Source organism: Thauera phenolivorans (assembly GCF_001696715.1).
GTDB lineage: Bacteria > Pseudomonadota > Gammaproteobacteria > Burkholderiales > Rhodocyclaceae > Thauera > Thauera phenolivorans.
Map to the genome: position 1 here is coordinate 556,845 of NZ_MBFM01000004.1, position 17,882 is coordinate 574,726.

17 protein-coding genes and 1 pseudogene are annotated in these 17,882 nt (G+C 71.5%); 6 read left to right on the forward strand and 12 right to left on the reverse strand.

The window, feature by feature from the left end:
- Positions 1-4: 4 nt before the first annotated feature.
- The 5 genes from BB334_RS12595 to BB334_RS12615 form a co-directional block, all read right to left on the reverse strand.
- Entirely contained in the window at positions 5-211 is a 207-nt protein-coding gene (locus tag BB334_RS12595) for a hypothetical protein (protein ID WP_068808829.1), read from the reverse strand.
- Positions 212-255: 44 nt separating this feature from the next.
- On the reverse strand, positions 256-882 hold the full coding sequence (locus BB334_RS12600) for a TorD/DmsD family molecular chaperone (RefSeq protein ID WP_068808830.1): 627 nt from the start codon (positions 880-882) through the stop codon (positions 256-258).
- Positions 879-2,978 carry a 4Fe-4S binding protein gene (locus BB334_RS12605; protein ID WP_068808831.1) on the reverse strand — a complete coding sequence of 700 codons (2,100 nt, stop codon included), beginning with the start codon at positions 2,976-2,978 and terminating at the stop codon, positions 879-881. The genes BB334_RS12600 and BB334_RS12605 overlap by 4 nt, the downstream gene beginning before the upstream one ends.
- Positions 2,979-3,152: 174 nt before the next feature.
- The gene (locus tag BB334_RS12610; RefSeq protein ID WP_068808832.1) at positions 3,153-3,815 is read right to left on the reverse strand and encodes a DUF3306 domain-containing protein; all 663 of its coding nucleotides are present in this window, start codon (positions 3,813-3,815) and stop codon (positions 3,153-3,155) included.
- Positions 3,812-4,306 (reverse strand): DUF3305 domain-containing protein, encoded by a 495-nt coding sequence (locus BB334_RS12615; protein WP_068808833.1) that lies wholly within the window; start codon positions 4,304-4,306, stop codon positions 3,812-3,814. The genes BB334_RS12610 and BB334_RS12615 overlap by 4 nt, the downstream gene beginning before the upstream one ends.
- Positions 4,307-4,413: 107 nt before the next feature.
- Here BB334_RS12615 and BB334_RS12620 point away from each other — a divergent pair, with 107 nt between their 5' ends.
- The 3 genes from BB334_RS12620 to BB334_RS12630 are packed head-to-tail and all read left to right on the forward strand — an operon-like array spanning position 4,414 to position 6,826.
- On the forward strand, positions 4,414-5,250 hold the full coding sequence (locus BB334_RS12620; RefSeq protein ID WP_068808834.1) for a formate dehydrogenase accessory sulfurtransferase FdhD: 837 nt from the start codon (positions 4,414-4,416) through the stop codon (positions 5,248-5,250).
- Positions 5,247-5,906, forward strand: coding sequence for a molybdenum cofactor guanylyltransferase MobA (gene mobA, locus BB334_RS12625; RefSeq protein WP_068808835.1), 660 nt, complete (start codon positions 5,247-5,249; stop codon positions 5,904-5,906). Before BB334_RS12620 ends, mobA begins: the two co-directional genes overlap by 4 nt.
- On the forward strand, positions 5,903-6,826 hold the full coding sequence (locus tag BB334_RS12630) for a substrate-binding domain-containing protein (RefSeq protein ID WP_068808836.1): 924 nt from the start codon (positions 5,903-5,905) through the stop codon (positions 6,824-6,826). Before mobA ends, BB334_RS12630 begins: the two co-directional genes overlap by 4 nt.
- On the opposite strand, the gene mobB is transcribed toward BB334_RS12630, so the two are convergent.
- The 4 genes from mobB to BB334_RS12650 all read right to left on the reverse strand — a co-directional run bounded on the left by mobB (position 6,792) and on the right by BB334_RS12650 (position 10,285).
- Positions 6,792-7,310: a molybdopterin-guanine dinucleotide biosynthesis protein B gene (mobB, locus tag BB334_RS12635; RefSeq protein ID WP_068808837.1), complete on the reverse strand. Its 519-nt coding sequence runs from the start codon at positions 7,308-7,310 to the stop codon at positions 6,792-6,794. The two genes, BB334_RS12630 and mobB, sit on opposite strands and share 35 nt — an antisense overlap.
- 94 nt (positions 7,311-7,404) lie before the next feature.
- The gene (locus BB334_RS12640) at positions 7,405-8,841 is read right to left on the reverse strand and encodes a sigma-54-dependent transcriptional regulator (protein WP_083200416.1); all 1,437 of its coding nucleotides are present in this window, start codon (positions 8,839-8,841) and stop codon (positions 7,405-7,407) included.
- A 96-nt stretch (positions 8,842-8,937) separates the two neighbouring features.
- On the reverse strand, positions 8,938-9,348 hold the full coding sequence (locus tag BB334_RS12645; protein WP_068808838.1) for a CopD family protein: 411 nt from the start codon (positions 9,346-9,348) through the stop codon (positions 8,938-8,940).
- Between the two features lie 55 nt (positions 9,349-9,403).
- Positions 9,404-10,285 carry an NAD(P)H-binding protein gene (locus BB334_RS12650; protein WP_068808839.1) on the reverse strand — a complete coding sequence of 294 codons (882 nt, stop codon included), beginning with the start codon at positions 10,283-10,285 and terminating at the stop codon, positions 9,404-9,406.
- 21 nt (positions 10,286-10,306) lie between these two features.
- On the opposite strand from BB334_RS12650, the gene BB334_RS12655 reads away from it, so the two are divergent.
- The 3 genes from BB334_RS12655 to BB334_RS12665 all read left to right on the forward strand — a co-directional run bounded on the left by BB334_RS12655 (position 10,307) and on the right by BB334_RS12665 (position 15,636).
- Positions 10,307-11,329 carry a CDP-6-deoxy-delta-3,4-glucoseen reductase gene (locus BB334_RS12655; protein ID WP_068808840.1) on the forward strand — a complete coding sequence of 341 codons (1,023 nt, stop codon included), beginning with the start codon at positions 10,307-10,309 and terminating at the stop codon, positions 11,327-11,329.
- A gap of 159 nt (positions 11,330-11,488) precedes the next feature.
- Complete coding sequence (locus BB334_RS12660; protein ID WP_068808841.1) at positions 11,489-13,453, forward strand: sensor histidine kinase; 1,965 nt, start codon at positions 11,489-11,491, stop codon at positions 13,451-13,453.
- 17 nt (positions 13,454-13,470) lie between these two features.
- Positions 13,471-15,636 (forward strand): putative bifunctional diguanylate cyclase/phosphodiesterase, encoded by a 2,166-nt coding sequence (locus BB334_RS12665; protein ID WP_068808842.1) that lies wholly within the window; start codon positions 13,471-13,473, stop codon positions 15,634-15,636.
- Between the two features lie 120 nt (positions 15,637-15,756).
- On the opposite strand, the gene BB334_RS12670 is transcribed toward BB334_RS12665, so the two are convergent.
- The 3 genes and pseudogenes from BB334_RS12670 to BB334_RS12680 all read right to left on the reverse strand — a co-directional run.
- Positions 15,757-16,065 carry a c-type cytochrome gene (locus BB334_RS12670; protein WP_068808946.1) on the reverse strand — a complete coding sequence of 103 codons (309 nt, stop codon included), beginning with the start codon at positions 16,063-16,065 and terminating at the stop codon, positions 15,757-15,759.
- A 158-nt stretch (positions 16,066-16,223) separates the two neighbouring features.
- Positions 16,224-17,069, reverse strand: coding sequence for an NADPH-dependent 7-cyano-7-deazaguanine reductase QueF (gene queF / locus BB334_RS12675; RefSeq protein WP_068808843.1), 846 nt, complete (start codon positions 17,067-17,069; stop codon positions 16,224-16,226).
- Positions 17,066-17,882: pseudogene (locus BB334_RS12680) on the reverse strand (cobyric acid synthase); the annotation flags it as partial. The gene queF and the pseudogene BB334_RS12680, both read right to left, overlap by 4 nt.

Here is a 17,882-nt window from a genome sequence, read left to right on the forward strand (position 1 = left end):
CTCCTCAGATCCGCGCAGTGCGGTAGTAGTTGCGCACGTGCTCGCTGGTGCCGCCGGCGGCCTCGCTGCGCGCCTGCTCGACGGCTTCCGCTGCGGGCGCGAGCGCGCGGCCGGTGGCGGTCGCTGCCACCGCCGCAGTCGCGGCGGCGCTGCCGGCGCCGATCGACAACAGGAAGTTGCGCCGCGAGAGCCTGGAATCGTTCTGTTTCATGCTCGATCTCCCCTGCAAGATGGCGGGCTGCATGCGCGGCCGGCCTACGAAATCATGTCGAACGCTTCGCGCTCGAGCTCGAGGAAGGCCCGCAGGAGGCTGCCGGCCACCGGGTAGAAATGCGCGTCCGGCGTCGTCGCGAGGGCGTCGGCCAGCGGTACGAACCAGGGCGCCAGGTAGCGCGCGAAGAATCGGCGCTGGCGCGCCAGCCCGGCTTCGTCCGGACCGGTGAGCACGAGATGGCGCATCACCTCGGCGATCGCCGCGAGATGGTCCTCGGTCTCGCTGACGCCCCGCCGGCGGCCGAGGCCGAGTTCGGCGAGATCGGCGCGCAGATCGGCGAGCGGCTCCTCCTGCAGAAAGCCGGTCAGGTACCAGGACGCGTTGAGCATCACCCGCGGCTTGGAGACGCTGACGAAGAGCGCGTCGAACTCCTCGCCGACGCGCCCCGCGTCGGTGGCCGCTGCGGCCTCGCCGAGTGCCGCCCAGGCCTGCTGGAAGGCGGATCCGCCGGGCTCGCCGAGCGCGCTGCCGGCCTCGACCAGCGCCGCCAGCAAGGCCTCGTCGGGCGCGGCCTGGAACAGGCGTGCGAGCAGCGCGTAGTGGTCGGCGCGCGCGCGATCCTCGTCGCTGTGTACCGGTTCGGGCTGCAGCATCATCGGTGCGTTCATTCGCTCAGATCCCAGGCCTTGGCGCCGTGTTCGTTCTTCATCAGGTCGATCACCCGGCAATCGGCGCACATCCGCAGGCGGGCGCGCTCGGCCTCGGTGGCGAACATCGAGTGGCCGCTCAGGCGCGCCACCATCGCCTCGATCACCGGCGCCGCGCCCATCGGCGCGTCGCAACTGACGCAGTGAAAGACCTCCGCCTCGCGCAACGCGCGGGCCCGGCGCGCCTCCTCGCCGAGCAGCAGGCGGGGCACGAGGCCGATCGCCGCTTCGGGGCAGGAGGCCTCGCACAGCCCGCACTGCAGGCAGTTGCGCTCGATGAATTCGAGCCGATAGGCATCGCTCGCGGCGCGCAGCGCGCCCGCCGGGCAGGCGCTGGTGCAGGCCATGCAAAGGGTGCAGGCCTCGCTGACCCGGACCTCGCCGAAGGGCGCGCCCGGTTTCAGCGCGATCGCCGCTGGCAGCCCCGCCGGCGAACTCGCCGCCGGCGCCTGGGCGAGCAGATGGCGCAGCGCGAGATCGAGCGTCTCGCGCTTGCGCGGCATGAGCGCGAAGCCGGCAGGGCGCGCGACCGTCTCCGCCGGCGCCCAGTCCCACAGCGCGCGCTCGAGCGAGCCCCAGTCGTCGGCCTCCATCGCCTCGACGATGCGCAGATGCTCACCGCGGTAGCCGAGCCCGCCGAGGATCGCCTGACCGTGCCCCGCCTGCGCCTTCAGCGGCGCGGCGTCGTGGCTGCCGGCGGCGAGCACCGCCACCTGGCAGGCGCCGAGCGCGAGGCCGGCGAGCATCAGGTCGAGGCCGACCGCATCCGCGCTCCACACTTCGACCGGGATCACGCGCGCCGGCAGACCGCGCCCGCGGCGCGCGAGGCGGGCGATCAGCGCGCCGCCCGCCTCGGCCGAATGGAACAGCAGGCAGGCGTCGCGGCCGCCGGCGCGCGCGTATTCGGCGAGCAGCAGCTTGAGCTCGCGGCCGACGTCGGTGGTCCGCGGATACTGGAAGGACAGCGCGCCCGACGGGCACACCGTGCTGCAGCTGCCGCAGCCCTTGCACAGCCAGGGGTCGACCTCGATCACGTCACCGGCGCTGCGGATCGCCTCCGCGGCACAGGCCTCGATGCAGTTGCTGCAGCCGGTCTTCCGCGAACGCCCGTGGGCGCACAGGCCGGCATCGAAGGCGACGTAGCGTGGCTTCTCGAACTCGCCGACGAGTTCGCCCAAGCGCTGCACCGCGAGCGCCTGATCGAAGGGATCGCGGCCGGGCGCGGCATAGCCGTCGGGCAGTTCGACCCGCTTCAGCAGCGGCTCGGCGCCGAGGTCGAGGACGAGGTCGAAGCGCTCGCGACGCAGGGTGTCGCGGCGCGCGAAGTCGATCGCGCCGATTTCGCCGCAGATCTCGACGCAGGCGCGATGACCGCGGCAGCGATCGAGGTCCACCTGCAGCTCGGGGCCGATCGCGCCTTCCGGGCAGGCACGCACGCAGGCGTTGCAGCGCACGCAGCGCTCGAGATCGATCGGATTCCGCTGCTCCCATTCGAGCTCGAAGGCGCCCAGATGGCCGACGAGGGCGCGCGGACGGCCGCTCCACACCGGATAGTCGTCGTCCACCGGCAACTCGGCCTCGCCGGCGCGGCCGGTGATCAGCACCGCGACCTCGAAGCTGGCGCGCAGCCGTTCCGCCCAGCCGAGCGCGACGCCCGCTTCACCGATCACGAGCAGGCTGCGGCCGGCGACGATCTGCACGCCGGCCACCGGTTCGATCGCGGGCAGCGCGGTCGCGGCGGCGACGAGGGCGAGGATCTTGGGCGTGGCCTGCGCCGACTCCGCCGACCACCCGGCGGCTTCACGCAGGTTGAAGCACGACAGCCGGTCGCCGGCACCGACCGAGTCGGCCAGCGCGTCGAACAGCGCCTGCTCCTGGGTACAGGCCACCGCCACTTCGCGGCCGGCCTGCAGGTCGGCCTCGAGTTCGCCCAGTTCGGCACGGCACAGCGCGTGATGCACGCTCACCGCCGCGCCGCCCGCCGCGAGGCTGGCCGCGTCGAGGGTGAAGGTGCGATTGCAATCGCAAAGCCGGGTGCGTCGATTTTCGTTGTGCATGCCGTGCCGTCCGTGGAACAAAATCATACAAGCAGGGGCCGGGCCGGCCACGCCTGCAAAAAATACCGCCAAACGAGGCGGTTATCCGCAATAACGACCGCGGCGCGCCCTGACCTTGGACAAAATGTCGCAGCATGGACAATCTGTCGGTGCGCGACGGCAGTCCGCCGCCGTTCAGCCTTCGCCCCCGCCCGGCGTTGCCGAACGCTTCCCGTCCGCCGGCTCGGCCGTGGTGGGCGCAGGCGATAAACGCGCGTCCGCCACGCGCAGGGCACCTTCTGCGTTCGGATCCTGCTCCGCCTCTGCGGGCTCGTCCGCAGGCTCGTCGGGCGCCGGCCCGCCGGCGGCCGCGGGCGGCTCGAGCTCCGTCGCGAGCGCATCCCCGCCGTCCGGCGCCGATGCCGAAGCCCCGGCGTCGCCCTCCGCGGGCTCCTCCCGCAGCAGCCGCTGCGCATGGCGGATGCGCTTCATCACGTCGGGCGGGATCGGCGATGGCAGCGAGTAGTCGTCGATGTAGACGTCGAGCCCGTCCATGCGATTGAAGTGCGGATCGGAGAACAGCTTCTTGAGCGCCTGCCGGCGCAGCGCCTCGTCGACCTCCTCGCGCAGGAATGCGGTGAAATCCGAGGCCAGGTTCAGGGTCTCGGGCGCGGGGAGCGGCGCGACCGGCGCCTCGGGAAGACGCTCGCGCGCCTGTTCGCCGACGTCGCCTGCAGCCCCCGCGACGACGTGGCCGACAGACTCGCCGGCGCGAGGGGCCGGCTCCGCTTCGCGCGCGGCGAGCGCCCGCGCCAGCTTGCGCCGCGACCAGCGCGACAGGAACCCGCTGCCGCTCACCGCCGCCCCCGGTCGAGGCCGAGCGGATCGTTGCGCCTGACCTTCTTGCGCGGTGCCGGCTTGTAGTTCGCGTTGACGAATTCCCCCACCCAGTCGGCAATCTCGCGCGGCATCGCGACGCCGTCGACCTGCTCGCCCGAGTCCAGCCAGCGCGCCGCCTCGCCGTAGCTCACCGACACCTCGTGCGGGCGCGCCTCGTCGCCATCGCGCCGCCACATGACGAAGACCTTGGGCACCGGCGCGCTCATGTTGAGGAAGTAGTTCTCGGCCTCGTCGCGGAACAGCTCGAGCACGTAGCCCGGGTGCAGCCACTGCTGCCGCTCGGGCTCGGCGACGATCCGTCGCGGCGACGGGCGCGAGGTCGGGCCGGCGGCCGGCTCGGCCTCGGCGGCGAAGAAGGGCACCACCCCGACCGCCTCCCAGGCCTCGTCCACCCAGCGGTTCTGCAGGCTGCGGCGTTCCATGACGACCGCAAGCGGAAACTGTTTCATGACGGTACTCACTGCATTGCGGATGCGACCAAGAATACGTGAGCCGGCGGTCGAGCGGCTAGAATCCCCTTTTCTCCCCAGTCGCGCCGCAAGGCCCGAGCCTGCCGATGACGCACCCCGACCGCCCCCGCCGCCCGCTGCTCAGCCAGGCCAGCCGCCCGCTGACGACGGAGATCACGGCGCTCAACGAACTCGGCGAACGGGTACGCACCTCGATCGCCGGCGAGTTCCCGCTCACCCTGTATGTCGACAAGCGCGAGATCGTGACCCTGATGACGCTCGGCGCCGCTCCCGAGGCGCTCGCGATCGGCTGGTTGCGCAACCAGCGCCTGGTCGACAGCCTCGACGCGATCGCCGCGGTGCACGTGGACTGGGAGGTCGACGCGGTGGCGGTCACCACCCGCGAAGGCCTGCGCGACGCCGAGGCCCGCCTCGGCAGCCGCACGATCACCACCGGCTGCGGCCAGGGCACGGTGTTCGGCGGCCTGATGGACGAGATCGACGCCATCCGCCTGCCGCAGCAGCGCCGTCTGTCGCAGGCGACGCTGTACGCGCTGATGGAACGCGTGCGCCACCAGGACTCGATCTACAGGCAGGCGGGCGCGATCCACGGCTGCGCGCTGGCGCAGGCGACGGGCGACGACGGCTGCGAGATCCTGATGTTCATCGAGGACGTCGGCCGCCACAACGCGGTCGACAGCATCGCCGGCCGCATGTGGCTCGACGGCCTCGACGGCGCCGACAAGATCTTCTACACCACCGGCCGGCTGACCTCGGAGATGGTGATCAAGACCGCGCAGATGGGGATCCCCTTCCTCGTCTCGCGCTCCGGCCTGACCCGAATGGGCTGGGAGATCGCGCGCCGCATCGGCCTCACCATGGTCGGCCGCGCGCAGGGCAGCCATTACCTGCTGTTTACCGGCGAGGAGCATTTCGAGCGATGAGCGCGACGACGATCGACAACACCCTGCCCGCAAAAGAAGCGGCCGCGCCACCCCGGATCACCGGGGTGCTGCTCGCCGGTGGCCAGGGTCGGCGCATGGGCGGGGTGGACAAGGGCCTGGCACCGCTCGCCGGCCGGCCGATGGCGGCCCACGTGCTGGCACGGCTGACCCCTCAGGTCGAGCAGGTCCTGATCAACGCCAACCAGAACCAGGAGGCCTGGCGCGCGTTCGGCCACCCGGTGTTCGGCGACGACTTCCCCGGCTACGCCGGCCCGCTCGCCGGCCTGCACGCCGCGCTCGAACGCGCCGCCCATCCGCTGGTGGTGACCGCGCCCTGCGACTCGCCTTTCCTCCCCGCCGACCTCGTGTCACGCCTGCTCGCGGCCCTGCAGGGGGCGGACGCCGAGCTGGCGGTGGCGAAGACCTTCGAGCAGCCGCACCCGGTGTTCTGCCTGTGCCGACGCGAGCTCGCCGCCCACCTCGGCGCCTTCCTCGCCGCCGGCGGGCGCAAGATCGACCGCTGGTACGCCGAGCTCAGGGTGGTGGAAGTCCCCTTCGACGACGAGGAGGCCGCCTTTCGCAACATCAACACCCCCGACGAACTGGCCGATGCGGCCTGGCGCCTGTCCAAGGCAGCCGCGGACCGGTCACGGTGAGCGGCCTGCCGGCGCCGCCCGCGCCCGGCGAGGAGGCCGGCACCGCCTGCCTCAACGCGCGCCAGGCCGCGACCTATCTTCAGCTCAACGAGAAGAAGCTCTACGAGCTCGCCAACAGCCGTGAGCTGCCGGCGGCCCGCGTCGGCGGCAAGTGGCTGTTTCCGCGCGCCCTGCTGGACGAATGGCTGCTCGAGCAGGCCCATGGCGGCGCCCTCACCGACCGCTTGCTGATCACCGGCAGCGACGACCCGCTGCTCGCCGCCACCGTGGCGGCGCTCGCCCCCGAGCTCGCGGGCGAAGCCTTCGTCGCCTACAGCCCGACCGGCACGCTGGCCGGCCTCGAGCTGCTCGCCCGCCGGCGTGCCAACGCCTGCGCGCTGCACTGGGGCAGTGACGCACACAGCGCCAGTCAGCACCCGATGCTGCTGCGCCGCTTCGCGATGCACCGCCACTGGACTCTCGTGCGGCTGGCGCGGCGCGAGCAGGGCGTGATCCTGCGTGCGGGACTGGAGGTGGTCGGCATCGAGACCCTCGCCGCCTTCGATTACCGCTGGGCAATGCGCCAGGCGGGCGCCGGCTCGCGCCACTTCCTCGAGTCGGCGCTGGCCGACCGCGGCTTGCGCCCGGAGGACTGCAGCGTGACCGCCATTGCGCACACCGAGCGCGAGGCCGCGGGCCTGGTCGCGCGCGGCGAGGCCGACTGCGCGCCCGGCACGCGGGCCGCGGCGGGCGAGTTCGGTCTCGATTTCCTGCCGCTCGGCTGGGAAGCCTTCGATCTCGCCCTGCCGCGCGAGGTGGTGTTCCGCAAGCTGTTCCAGCGCCTGCTGCAGGCCTACGGCGCGGCGCCGATGGCAGCGCTCGCCGAGCGCTTCGGCGGCTACGACCTCAGCCCGCTCGGACGGGTTCTCGCACTCGACTGAAGCAGAACTCGAGGACGAAGCCGGCCACCGCGCGCGCATCGTTGATGTCGAGCCGGGGCAGCGCGGTGTCGAGCGGGCCGTCGCTGGCGACCGCAACGATATGCGGGTCGTCGGGAAACAGCAGCGGCTTGCCGTTGGCAGCGCGATGGACCTCGATCTTGGGAATGGGCGCGCGCTTGAAGCCTTCCACCAGGACGAGGTCGCACGGCGACAGGCGCGCGAGCAACTCGTCCAGGCTGGCCTCGGGTTCGCCGCGCAGCTCGTGCATCAGCGCCCAGCGCCGGCCCGAGCCGATCAGCACCTCGCGGCAGCCGGCGCGTCGATGGCGCCACGAATCCTTGCCTTCGTGGTCGATGTCGAAGGCGTGATGGGCGTGCTTGACCAGCGACACCGCCAGCCCATGCGCCACGAGCACGCCGACCACCTGTTCGACCAGCGTCGTCTTGCCGCTGCCGGACCAGCCGGCGAATCCGATCAGTTTCATCCCTGCTTCCCGTTCCCGGGCGCGCCTCGCGGCGGCCCCGCCCGACCCGTCACCGGGCCATCATCACGACCGGCCCATCGGCGGCCTGTCACGCTCACGCCCGGCGGCCGATGCCGCCCGCGGTGCGTTTCCCGTCGCCGCCCCGGGCGCCGTCCTGCTCGCCCGCAGCCCCCCAGTCGGCGAACTTGCGCTCCAGCGTCTTGCGCGACACGCCCAGTCGGCGCGCCGCTTCGGTCTTGTTGCCGCCGCAGGCCTCGACCACGCGCACGATATGGCGCTTTTCGACCTCCTCGAGGCTGAGGTCGAGCTCATCCGCGGCGGCCGCGACCGGCGCCGCCTCCAGGGCATCGAGCGGAAAGGCGCCGAGGATGAGGGCGCGTTCGACGAAGTTGCGCAGTTCGCGCACATTGCCCGGCCAGGAATGGGCGGCAAGGCGCGCGAGCAGCTCGTGGCCGAGCGCGAGCGGGGCGACCTCGAGCCGCGCGGCGAGCGTCTCCATGAAATGCCGCACCAACGCCGGAATGTCGTCGGTCCGCGCACGCAGCGGTGGCATCACCAGCTCGATCACCGCGAGCCGGAAGTAGAGGTCCTCGCGGAAACGGCCGGCCGCCGCCTCGGCGGCGAGATCGCGGTTGGACGCGGCGATGATGCGCACGTCGACCGGCACTTCGCGCTCCGCGCCGAGCGGCCTCACCCGGCGCTCCTCCAGCACCCGCAGCAGACGGGTCTGCATCGGCAGCGGCAGCTCGCTGATCTCATCGAGAAAGAGGGTGCCGCCGTGAGCGTGATGGAACATGCCGTCGCGATTCTCGGTGGCGCCGGTGAACGCGCCCCTGACGTGGCCGAAGAGCTCGCTCTCGACCAGCTCGGCAGGAATCGCCGCGCAATTGAGCGGCACGAAGGGCTGCTGCGCGCGCGGGCTCGCCTCGTGCAGCGCGCGCGCCGCGACCTCCTTGCCACTGCCCGACTCGCCGAGCAGCAGCACGGTGCTCGGCATGCGCCCGACGCGGCCGATGAGCCCGCGCAACTGTTCGATCGCCGCCGACTGGCCGACGATGCCGAGCGCATCGCTCGAAGCACCGTCGGGCTCTCGCCGCAGCACGGACTGCGCGCGCGGCCGCCCCCCGCGCTCGAAACCGCGCCGGATCGCGTCGAGGACCTGCTCGAGGCGGAAGGGCTTGAGGATGAAATCGGACGCGCCAGCGCGCAACGCGGCGATCGCGGTGTCGAGGTCGGCGCTGGCGGCGACCACGATCGCCTCGCCGGCATACCCCTGCGCGCGCGCCTCGTGCAGCCAGGCGATGCCGCCGTTGCCCGCAGGCGCGTGATCGAGGATCAGCAGGTCGAAATGCAGCCGCGTCATCAGAACGGCCGCCTGCGCGACGTCGGCGGCGACCTGCACCATGCCGAAGCGACGCGCAAGCGCGCGCTCGAGGAAGCGGCGCATCGTTTCGTCGCCGTCGACCACCAGCACCGCATACGCCTGCCAGTTGTACTGCGCCAGCTCGACCGGCCCCTCACTCATCGTCATCCCCCGTTCCGTCGGGCAATCGCGGCAAGGCCAGCGCGCATTGCACAACGTGCCCCCAGCAGCGGCGAGCGCCGCGTCACCATCATGATCGCGCCGTCAGAACGGCTTCAGCACCGCCAGAAACACCACCACCGCCAGCACCAGCACCGGGGCTTCGTTGAACCAGCGGAACCACACGTGGCTGCGGGTGTTGCGGCCGGCGGCGAAGGCGCGCAACAGCCGCCCGCAGTAAAGGTGGTAGCCGATCAGGCCGATCACCAGCAGAGTCTTCACGTGCAGCCAGCCGCCGGCGAAACCGTAGCCGAACCACAGCCACAGGCCGAACACCACCGCGAGTATGCCGAGCGGGGTCATGAAGCGGTACAGCTTGTGCTCCATCAGCGCCAGCCGCTCGCGCGTCGCCACGTCCTCGACCATGGCGTGGTTGACGAACAGGCGCGGCAGATAGAAAAGCCCGGCGAACCAGCTCACGACGAAAATGATGTGCAGCGACTTCACGACCAGCATCGGTTGCAGACTCCAGCGAAAAGAGGGACAGATCGAAAAGGGCCGGCCCGGGCGGTCAGCCGCGGGCCGGCGGTGCGGCGGTGCGCAGGCCGTCGCTCACCGTCGGATAGCGCAGCCGCATGCGCAGCTCCCGCTTCAGGCGCGAATTGCCGAGCCGGCGCGACTCGGACATGAATGACAGGGTCAGAGCGCTCAGGCGCCGGCCGAGTTCCTCGCGGCCGAGCCGCGGCGGCCGCGGCAGGCCGCAGGCGTCGGCGACGAGATCGAAGTAGTCGCCCATCCTGAGCCCGGTGTCGTCGACCACGTTGAACGCCCGCCCGCCGCGCGCGCGGAACAGCGCGAGACAGGCGGCGTGGGCGAGATCCTCGGCGTGAATGTGGTTGGTATGCACATCCTCGTCGGCACTCAGCACCGGATCGCCGCGCCGCAGGCGCTCGAGCGGCAGGCGGTCGCCGGCGTAGATGCCGGGCGCGCGCAGCAGCGCCAGGCGCACCCGGTTGCGGCGGGCGAAGGCGCGCAGCCGACGCTCGGCATCGACCCGCCGGCGGGCACGCGCGGTCTGCGCCCGGCAGGGCCGCGTCTCGTCCACCCAGGCGCCCCGGCAATCGCCGTAAACGCCTGTCGTGCTTATGTAAACCAGGCGCTGTGCTAGACTTCGCGCGCTGCCGAGGGCGGCGAGCAGGCGGCGGGTGCGGGCATCGACCTCGCCGCTGGCGGGCGGGGGCGCGAAGTGCAGCACGGCATCCGCGAGCCCGGCCAGGCGACGCAGGCTGCGGCGGTCGTCGAGATCGGCGACGATCGGCACCGCGCCCGCGGCGCGCAGTTCGGCGGCCTGTTCGGCGCGCCGCACCAGGGCGAACACGCGGAAGCGCGCCAGCAGCCAGGGCAGGGCACGTCGGGCGACATCCCCGCTGCCGACGATCAGGATTCGTTTCATATTTTCATTATCACACGCACGATGGCCCATCAGATTTCCCTTCAGCCCGGCGACCACCATTTCACCGCCGAGTCCGACCAGACCGTGCTCGCCGCGGCGCTCGCCGCCGGCCTGCTCCTGCCCCACAGCTGTCGCGACGGCGCCTGCGGCGCCTGCAAGGGCCGCGTGCTGGCGGGCGAGCTCGACTACGGTCGCTACGCCGACAGTGCGCTGAGCGCGGCCGAACGCGAGGCCGGCTACGCGCTGTTCTGCTGCGCGACGCCGAAGTCCGACCTCGTGCTGGAAGCGCGCAACGTCAGCCGTGCCGACGACATCTCGGTGAAGAAGCTGCCCTGCCGGGTGCAGAAGCTCGAGCGGCTCGCCCCCGACGTCATGCGCATCGAACTCAAGCTGCCCGCAAGCGAGGCCTTCCGCTTCCGCGCCGGCCAGTACATCGACATCCTGCTCGCCGACGGTGAGCGGCGCGCGTTCTCGATCGCCAACGCGCCGCACGGGGCCGGCCACCTCGAGCTGCACGTGCGCCGTGTCGACGGCGGCCGCTTCACCGGCCACGTCTTCGAGACCATGAAGGAGCGCGACATCCTCCGCTTCGAGGGGCCGCACGGCAGCTTCTTCCTGCGCGAGGACTCCGCTCGCCCGATCGTCATGGTCGCCGGCGGCACCGGGTTCGCGCCGATCAAGTCGATCGTCGAGCACATGATCGCCGGCGGGCAGCGCCGCCAGGTGACGCTCTACTGGGGCTCGCGCGACCGCGCCGGCCTCTATCTCGACGCGCTGGCGCACGGCTGGGAGACGCAGCTGCCCGGCCTGCGCTACATCCCGGTGCTGTCGGAAAGCGGACCGCAGGACGCCTGGGAGGGCCGCCGCGGCCTGGTCCATCAGGCCGTGCTGGACGACTTCGCCGACCTCTCCGCTCACGAGGTCTATGCCTGCGGCGCGCCCGCGATGATCGACGCCGCACGCGCCAGCTTCATCGGCGCACGCGCCCTGCCGGAAGACGCCTTCTTCGCCGACGCGTTCACCTTCGCGCTGCCGCCCGCATGACGACTGGCCATGACGTGAAACTCGGCACGGGACGCGAATTCGGTCACGAAGCGGGCTGAGAGCCGCACCGTTCCCGCACCCGCGCTGCAAATTCGATCACACGGCAGGATCGGGGCAGGCTCCTAGAATGGCGCCGTCGCTTCACTTCACTGCCATTCGATGCCGGATCTCCCGCCCTTCGCGCCGCCCCCCGCCTTCCTCCCTGGGAGCGATGCGCTCATCCTGTGCCGGCTGGCGCAGGATGAGCCGGAATGGGACGAGATCGCCTTCATCGCGGCGCACGACCCCGGGCTGAGCCTTCGCCTGCTGCAGGCGGAACCGCTCGCCGCCGGCGAACTCGAGCGCGGCCTGCTCACCGCGCTCGCGCGCCGGCTGCAGGCCTTGGGCGACGACCTGCTGCGCGCCTGGCTGCTCGCCGACGAGTCCGCGCCCGGCGCCCTTCCCGCCGCCGCCGCGCAGGCTCCGCTGACGGCCGCCTGCGCCCTTCTCCTCGCCCGCGAGACCGGCTATCCGCGACCGGACGAAGCCCTGCTCGGCGGCCTGTGGGCGCCGTTCGCGCTCTCCGCACAGCCCGCGCCCGCCTGGTGGGCGGCCTGTGGCCTGCCGCCGGTACTGCTCGACGCGCTCGCGATCGGTCGGCTCGACGCCGCGGCACTCGCCGGCGTGCATCCGCTCGCCCGCCTGCTGCAGCTCGCCAGCCGCCTCGCCGACCGCGACGCCGAGGCGGTTGCCCTCCCGCTTGCATCCGTGTTCGAACTGGCGCCCGAACGCCTGCTCGCGCTGCGAGCCGATGCCGCGGCGCGCCTGACGCGCGATGACGGCCCTGCCCCGCGCGCACGCGTCCCCCCGCTCGCGCCGCTGGCCGACGACCCCTATCGCGCCGCCGCTGTGCTCGGCCTGCTCGGCGCGAGCTTCGCCCGGCTCGCGCCGCGGGCGCTCGCCGGCCGTCTGGCGATTGCCTGCCGGCTGTTCGGCCTGCGCGACACGCCCTTGCTGGTGGGCGCGGGTACGGGTGGCCTGTTGCGCGCGCTGCCCGGCTCCCCCGCCCCGCTCGCGCGCCTGTTCGACGAGCTGAAGCTGCGCGCCACCGATCCGCACACGATCGTCGCACAGACGCTGCACGACGGAGTCGAGCGCAGCATCTTCCCCGTCGCCGCCGGCAGCGCAGCGGCCGACTCGCAGCTCGCACGCTGGCTCGGTGCGCGCGGCCTGCTTTGCCTGCCGCTGGCGCGCCGCGCGGCGGTGGCGCTGATCGGCATGGACGCCGGGCACGATCCCGAACCCGGCCTGCGCTGGCTGCAGCTCCGCCTGCTCGACACCGCGCTCGCCGCGCTGCACGCCGCGAGCGCGCTCGAACGCGAGCGCGAGACACGCGACGAGGTTTTCCGGTTGGGCTTCCGCGAGCGGCATCGTCGGCTCGTCCACGAGGCGAGCAATCCGCTGACGGTGATCCGCAACCGCCTCGAGTTGATCGCGCTCCGCCATCCCGATGACGCGGCCCTGCAGCAGGAGACGGCGTTGATCGGAGGCGAGCTCGAGCGCGTCGATGCACTGCTGCGGCGTGGCGTGGACCCGCCACAGGGGAGCCAGGAGCGACCCAGCTGCGATGCCGCCGGGGTGGTCGAGGAGATGCGCGCGGTGTATGCGGGACCTTTGTTCGAGGCGCGCGGCGTCGGCTTCGAGCTGCAGGTCGCGCAGCGTCCCGCCACGGTGGCGATGCCTGCCTCCGCGCTGCGGCAGGTGCTGCTGAACCTGTTCCGCAACGCCGCCGAGGCGCTCGGCCCCGGGCGGGCGCTGACGGTGACGCTGACGGGCGAGATCATCGCCGGCGGGCGCAACTGCCTGGAGCTGTCCCTGGTCGATGACGGCCCCGGTCTGCCGTCGGCGCGCAGAACGGCGCTGTTCGACGCCGGCGCCAGCAGCAAGGGCGAAGCGCACCAGGGCGTCGGCCTCGCGGTGGTGAAGGAAATCATCGACCGCTGGCATGGATCGATCGTGTGCCGCAGTCCGCACGGGGGCGGCACCACATTCCAGCTGCTGATCCCGCTGGATCGATCCGATGCTGTGCTGGCATCATGCGACACTGACGCGAGTCATGGACTCGATTCACTCACATCTGAATAGAACGAGATCGGGGACACATGGCCATTCCGGGGGAGCAGCCTTTCCATCCAAGCGGCGGTCGAAGCACGCATGCCGTCACGCCGTGCGACATCCTGATCGTGGACGACGACCCCGCGCTGTGCAGGACCTTTCCCCGCGTGCTCGGCCGCCCCGGCCGTCGCTTCGATGAATGCGCCAGCGTCGGCGAGGCGATCCTCCGGCTCGAGCGCCAGCGCTACGACCTCGTGCTGCTCGACTACCGGCTGCCCGACGCCACCGGCCTCAGCGTGCTCGAATGGCTCACCGGCCGTGCCCGCGAGGAGGCGGTGATCCTGATCAGCGGCGAGGACACCACCGACGCGGTGATCGGCGCGCTGCGCGGTGGTGCCGACGACTACGTACGCAAGCCCTACAGCGTCGCCCATCTGCAGCGGGTGGTCGATAATGCGCTGCACAAGGCGGCGCTGGAGGCCGCCAATCGCGCGATGAGCCAGCGTCTGAAAGCCTCCGAGCAGCTCCATCGCTATCTCGTCGAGATCTCCCCCGACCTCATCTTCACCCTCGACGCAGAGGGCCGCTTCACTTACCTCAACCCGCGCGTCAGCGCCTTGCTCGGCTACGACCGCCAGAGCCTGATGAAGCAGCCCTTCGCGTCGATCGTCGCTGCCGAGGACCTCGAACGATTCGAGGCCCAGCTCAGTCGCCCGGGAAGAAGCTTCACCCTCGAACTGCGGCTGCAGCGCAGGCACGAGGACGCCGACCGGCGTCTCGGCGATGGGGTCACCGTGTCGCTCACCGCGATCCCGATGGAGCATGTCGACGGCCCGCTCGGGCCCGCCTCCGGACTCTACGGCGTGGCGCGCGACATCTCCGAGCGCAAGCGCGCGGAGGCGATCATTTCCTTTCAGGCCTACCACGACCAGCTCACCCACCTGCCGAACCGGGCGCTGTTCAAGGACCGGCTAGAGCTCGCGATCGCACAGGCGCGGCGACGCGGGGGCATGCTCGCCGTGATGTTCGCCGACGTCGACCGCTTCAAGCTGGTCAATGACAGCTACGGTCACGCCGAGGGCGACGCCCTGCTGCGCGGCATTGCCTCGCGCCTGAGCGAGAGCCTGCGCCGCGGCGACACCCTCGCCCGCCTCGGTGGCGACGAATTCACCATCCTGCTGCCCGACGTCGAGCGCCCCGACGACGTCGAATCGGTCGCGCGCAAGATCATCGCCACCCTCGGCGCCCCCTTCAAGCTCAGCCGCGCCGACTTCCGCGCCACGGTCAGCATCGGCATCGCGCTCTTCCCGCGCGACGGCGACAGCGCGGAAGACCTCATCCGCCATGCCGACATCGCGATGTACCGGGTCAAGCGCTCGGGCAAGAACGCCTTCCGCTTCTTCGAGCCCGAACTCAACAGCCACCACCACGACCGCATCCGGCTGGAGAACGAGCTCCGCCTCGCCTTCGAACGCGACGAGCTTGAGCTCCACTACCAGCCCCAGGTCAGCCTCTCCCGCAAGGAGATCGTCGGCGTCGAGGCGCTGCTGCGCTGGACCCATCCGGCGCTGGGCTCGATCCCGCCCTCGACCTTCATCCCGGTGGCCGAGGAGATCGGCCTCATCGGCGAGATCAGCGCCTGGGTCATGGAGTGCGCCTGCCGCCAGCTCGCCGAATGGCGCGCGGCCGGCCACACCGCGCTGCGCATGTCCCTGAACCTCTCGCCGCACGACTTCGGCCACCGCGACATCGTCGACACGGTGATCGACTGCGTTCGCCGCCACGACCTGCCGCCGGCGCAGATCGAGCTCGAGATCACCGAGAGCCTGATGATGAACGATTCGGACGGCGTCGCCGCCAAGGTGCGCGCGCTGCGCGACGCCGGACTCAGCGTGGCGATCGACGACTTCGGCGTGGGCTACTCGGCGCTCGCCTACCTGCAGAAGTTTCCGGTCAGCACGATCAAGATCGACCGCAGCTTCGTGCGCGAGCTCAACGGGCAGGCGGGCAATCCGATCATCTCCGCGATCACCGGCATCGCCCGCGGCTTCGGGCTGTGCATGGTGGCGGAAGGCGTGGAAGAGGTCGGCCAGGTGGAGACCCTCGGCGACCTCGGCTGCGACGTCATGCAGGGCTACCTGTTCGCCCGTCCCGCGGCGGCGGAACAGGTGGGGCGATGGCTCGACGGGGGGATGGAGGCGATGGCCGACTGAGCACGCGGGCGGGCGGCCTCACACGGGCGGACCACATTGAAAAAGCCGGCGCCTCGCGGCGACCGGCTTCCGGGGTCGGGGCCGAAACGGCCGGCCCCGCGGGCGAAGCTCAGAGCGGGCTTACTTCTGCGACAGCACCCACTCGACGAGTTGCTTCGCCTCGTCATCCTTGACCTGCGGGTTGGGGGGCATCGGGACCTTGCCCCAGGTGCCCACGCCACCCTTCTGGACCTTGGTGACGAGCATGGCGGCGGCGTCGGCCTGGCCCGCATACTTGGCGGCGACTTCCTTGTAGGACGGGCCCACCAGCTTCTTGTCGACCGCATGGCAAGCCATGCAGTTCTTGGCCTTGGCCAGCTCGGCGGAAGCGAAGGCCGGCGAGGCCGAAAGGAGACCCGCGGCAACCGCGGCGGCGACGAACAGTTTCATGTGCATACCCTCTGGGTTATGGCGTTGATGCAGCCGGATCATATTGCAGCCACCGACATTTTCCTAGGGATGACGGCCCGCGGCAACACTTACTTGCATGCGCCAAGGATCGTTACATACCCGATTGGCGTCTATGACCAAAGTCAAATCCACCGCGATCATTGCCGGACCTCCATGCGCTCGTCCGCCACCAGCCCGCCATGGCTGGCGCGGAAGGGGTTGATGTCCAGCCCGCCGCGCCGGGTGTAGCGCGCCCACACCGCGAGCTCGCGCGGCGCACAGCGCGCGCGGATGTCGCAGAACACGCGCTCCACGCACTGCTCATGGAACTCGTTGTGCTGGCGGAAGGACACCACATAGCGCAGCAGCGCCTCACGGTCGATCGCAGGCCCACGGTAGCGCACCACCACCATGGCCCAGTCGGGCTGGCCGGTGACCAGGCAGTTCGACTTCAGCAGGTGAGAATACAGGGTCTCGCTAACTTCTGGGCCCGCCGCGCGCAGCAGCCCGGGGTCGGGCTGGTAGCGGTCGATCTCGATGTCGAGGCCGTCGATGCAGCTGCCCTCCGGGTAGGCCGAGGCGCGCTGCGGGCGCTGCGCGAGCGGCTCGAGCGCCACCCGCACCTCGCCGCCCGCGGCGGCCGACAGGTCGCGCGCGATCGTCTCCCGCACCTCCTCCACGCCGGCGAAGCGCTGCTGGTTGAAGGCGTTGAGATAGAGCTTGAGCGACTTCGACTCCACCAGCCGCGGGCTGTCGGCCGGCACCCGGAAGCGTCCGATCGCCACCACCGGCTTGCCGCGCGGATCGAGCCAGGACAACTCGTAGGCGTTCCACAGGTCCTCGCCGACGAAGGGCAGCGCGTCCGCGCGCAGACCGAGTTCGTCGCGCTTGAGCTGGCGGGCGATCGGAAACAGCAGCTCGGGCGCGTAGGTGTCGCGATAGGCCACCGGCTGGCCGAGCGGCGAGGCTTCGGCGCCGTGCGGGCGCTGCGCATCTTTCTTCATCGCGTTCGTTCCTTGGCGTGCCGTTGCGCCGGCAGGCCGGCGCCGAAGAGGGCGGCGAGATCGAGGTGCGACTCCACCGCGTCGGCGAGACGGTCGAGATCGGCCTCGCGCCGCGCCGCGAGATCGACCCGTGCGGTCGCCGCGAGCCCCGCCCACGCCAGCAACGCGGCGAGCGCTTCGGGCGCGTCGAAGAGCCCGTGCAGGTAGCTGCCGAGGATCTGGCCGTCCGCCGACAGCACCCCTTCCGGCCGCATCCGTCCCGCGGCGTCGACCAGCTCGAGCGCCGGGCGTTCCAGCGCCGGCCCGGTGGAGACGCCCATGTGGATCTCGTACCCCGCCACCTTCGCCCCTTCGTGCCCCGGCTCCGCGGTGCACAGCCGGCCGCGGACGTTCTCCAGCCGCTTGTCGGCGGCGAGCACGGTGTCGAGTTCGAGCAGACAGAGACCGTCCGCCTCGCCCGGGTCGCCTTCCACGCCGAGCGGGTCGGCGATCCTGCAGCCGAGCATCTGGTAGCCGCCGCAGATGCCGAGCAGCTTGCCGCCGTAGCGCAGATGGCGGCGGATCGCCGCCTCCCAGCCCTGCTCGCGCAGCCAGGCGAGGTCGGCCCGCACGCTCTTCGAGCCCGGCAGCACGATCAGGTCGGCGGGCGGAATCGTCTGCCCCGGCCCGACCCAGCGAAAATCCACCTGCGGATGCAGGCGCAGCGCGTCCATGTCGGTGTGGTTGGCGATGCGCGGCAGCACCGGCGCGATCACCCGCAGCGCGCCCTCACCCGCATCCACGTCGGCCGCGCCGTCGGCGAGCGCGTCCTCC

Bases quoted from the DNA above. Each gene is read 5' to 3' on its own strand.
- BB334_RS12595 (WP_068808829.1), bottom strand. From the start codon at position 211: ATGAAACAGAACGATTCCAGGCTCTCGCGGCGCAACTTCCTGTTGTCG.
- BB334_RS12600 (WP_068808830.1), bottom strand. From the start codon at position 882: ATGAACGCACCGATGATGCTGCAGCCCGAACCGGTACACAGCGACGAG.
- BB334_RS12605 (WP_068808831.1), bottom strand. From the start codon at position 2,978: ATGCACAACGAAAATCGACGCACCCGGCTTTGCGATTGCAATCGCACC.
- BB334_RS12615 (WP_068808833.1), bottom strand. From the start codon at position 4,306: ATGAAACAGTTTCCGCTTGCGGTCGTCATGGAACGCCGCAGCCTGCAG.
- BB334_RS12620 (WP_068808834.1), top strand. From the start codon at position 4,414: ATGACGCACCCCGACCGCCCCCGCCGCCCGCTGCTCAGCCAGGCCAGC.
- mobA (WP_068808835.1), top strand. From the start codon at position 5,247: ATGAGCGCGACGACGATCGACAACACCCTGCCCGCAAAAGAAGCGGCC.
- mobB (WP_068808837.1), bottom strand. From the start codon at position 7,310: ATGAAACTGATCGGATTCGCCGGCTGGTCCGGCAGCGGCAAGACGACG.
- BB334_RS12640 (WP_083200416.1), bottom strand. From the start codon at position 8,841: ATGACGATGAGTGAGGGGCCGGTCGAGCTGGCGCAGTACAACTGGCAG.
- BB334_RS12645 (WP_068808838.1), bottom strand. From the start codon at position 9,348: ATGCTGGTCGTGAAGTCGCTGCACATCATTTTCGTCGTGAGCTGGTTC.
- BB334_RS12650 (WP_068808839.1), bottom strand. From the start codon at position 10,285: ATGAAACGAATCCTGATCGTCGGCAGCGGGGATGTCGCCCGACGTGCC.
- BB334_RS12655 (WP_068808840.1), top strand. From the start codon at position 10,307: ATGGCCCATCAGATTTCCCTTCAGCCCGGCGACCACCATTTCACCGCC.
- BB334_RS12660 (WP_068808841.1), top strand. From the start codon at position 11,489: ATGCCGGATCTCCCGCCCTTCGCGCCGCCCCCCGCCTTCCTCCCTGGG.
- BB334_RS12665 (WP_068808842.1), top strand. From the start codon at position 13,471: ATGGCCATTCCGGGGGAGCAGCCTTTCCATCCAAGCGGCGGTCGAAGC.
- BB334_RS12670 (WP_068808946.1), bottom strand. From the start codon at position 16,065: ATGAAACTGTTCGTCGCCGCCGCGGTTGCCGCGGGTCTCCTTTCGGCC.
- queF (WP_068808843.1), bottom strand. From the start codon at position 17,069: ATGAAGAAAGATGCGCAGCGCCCGCACGGCGCCGAAGCCTCGCCGCTC.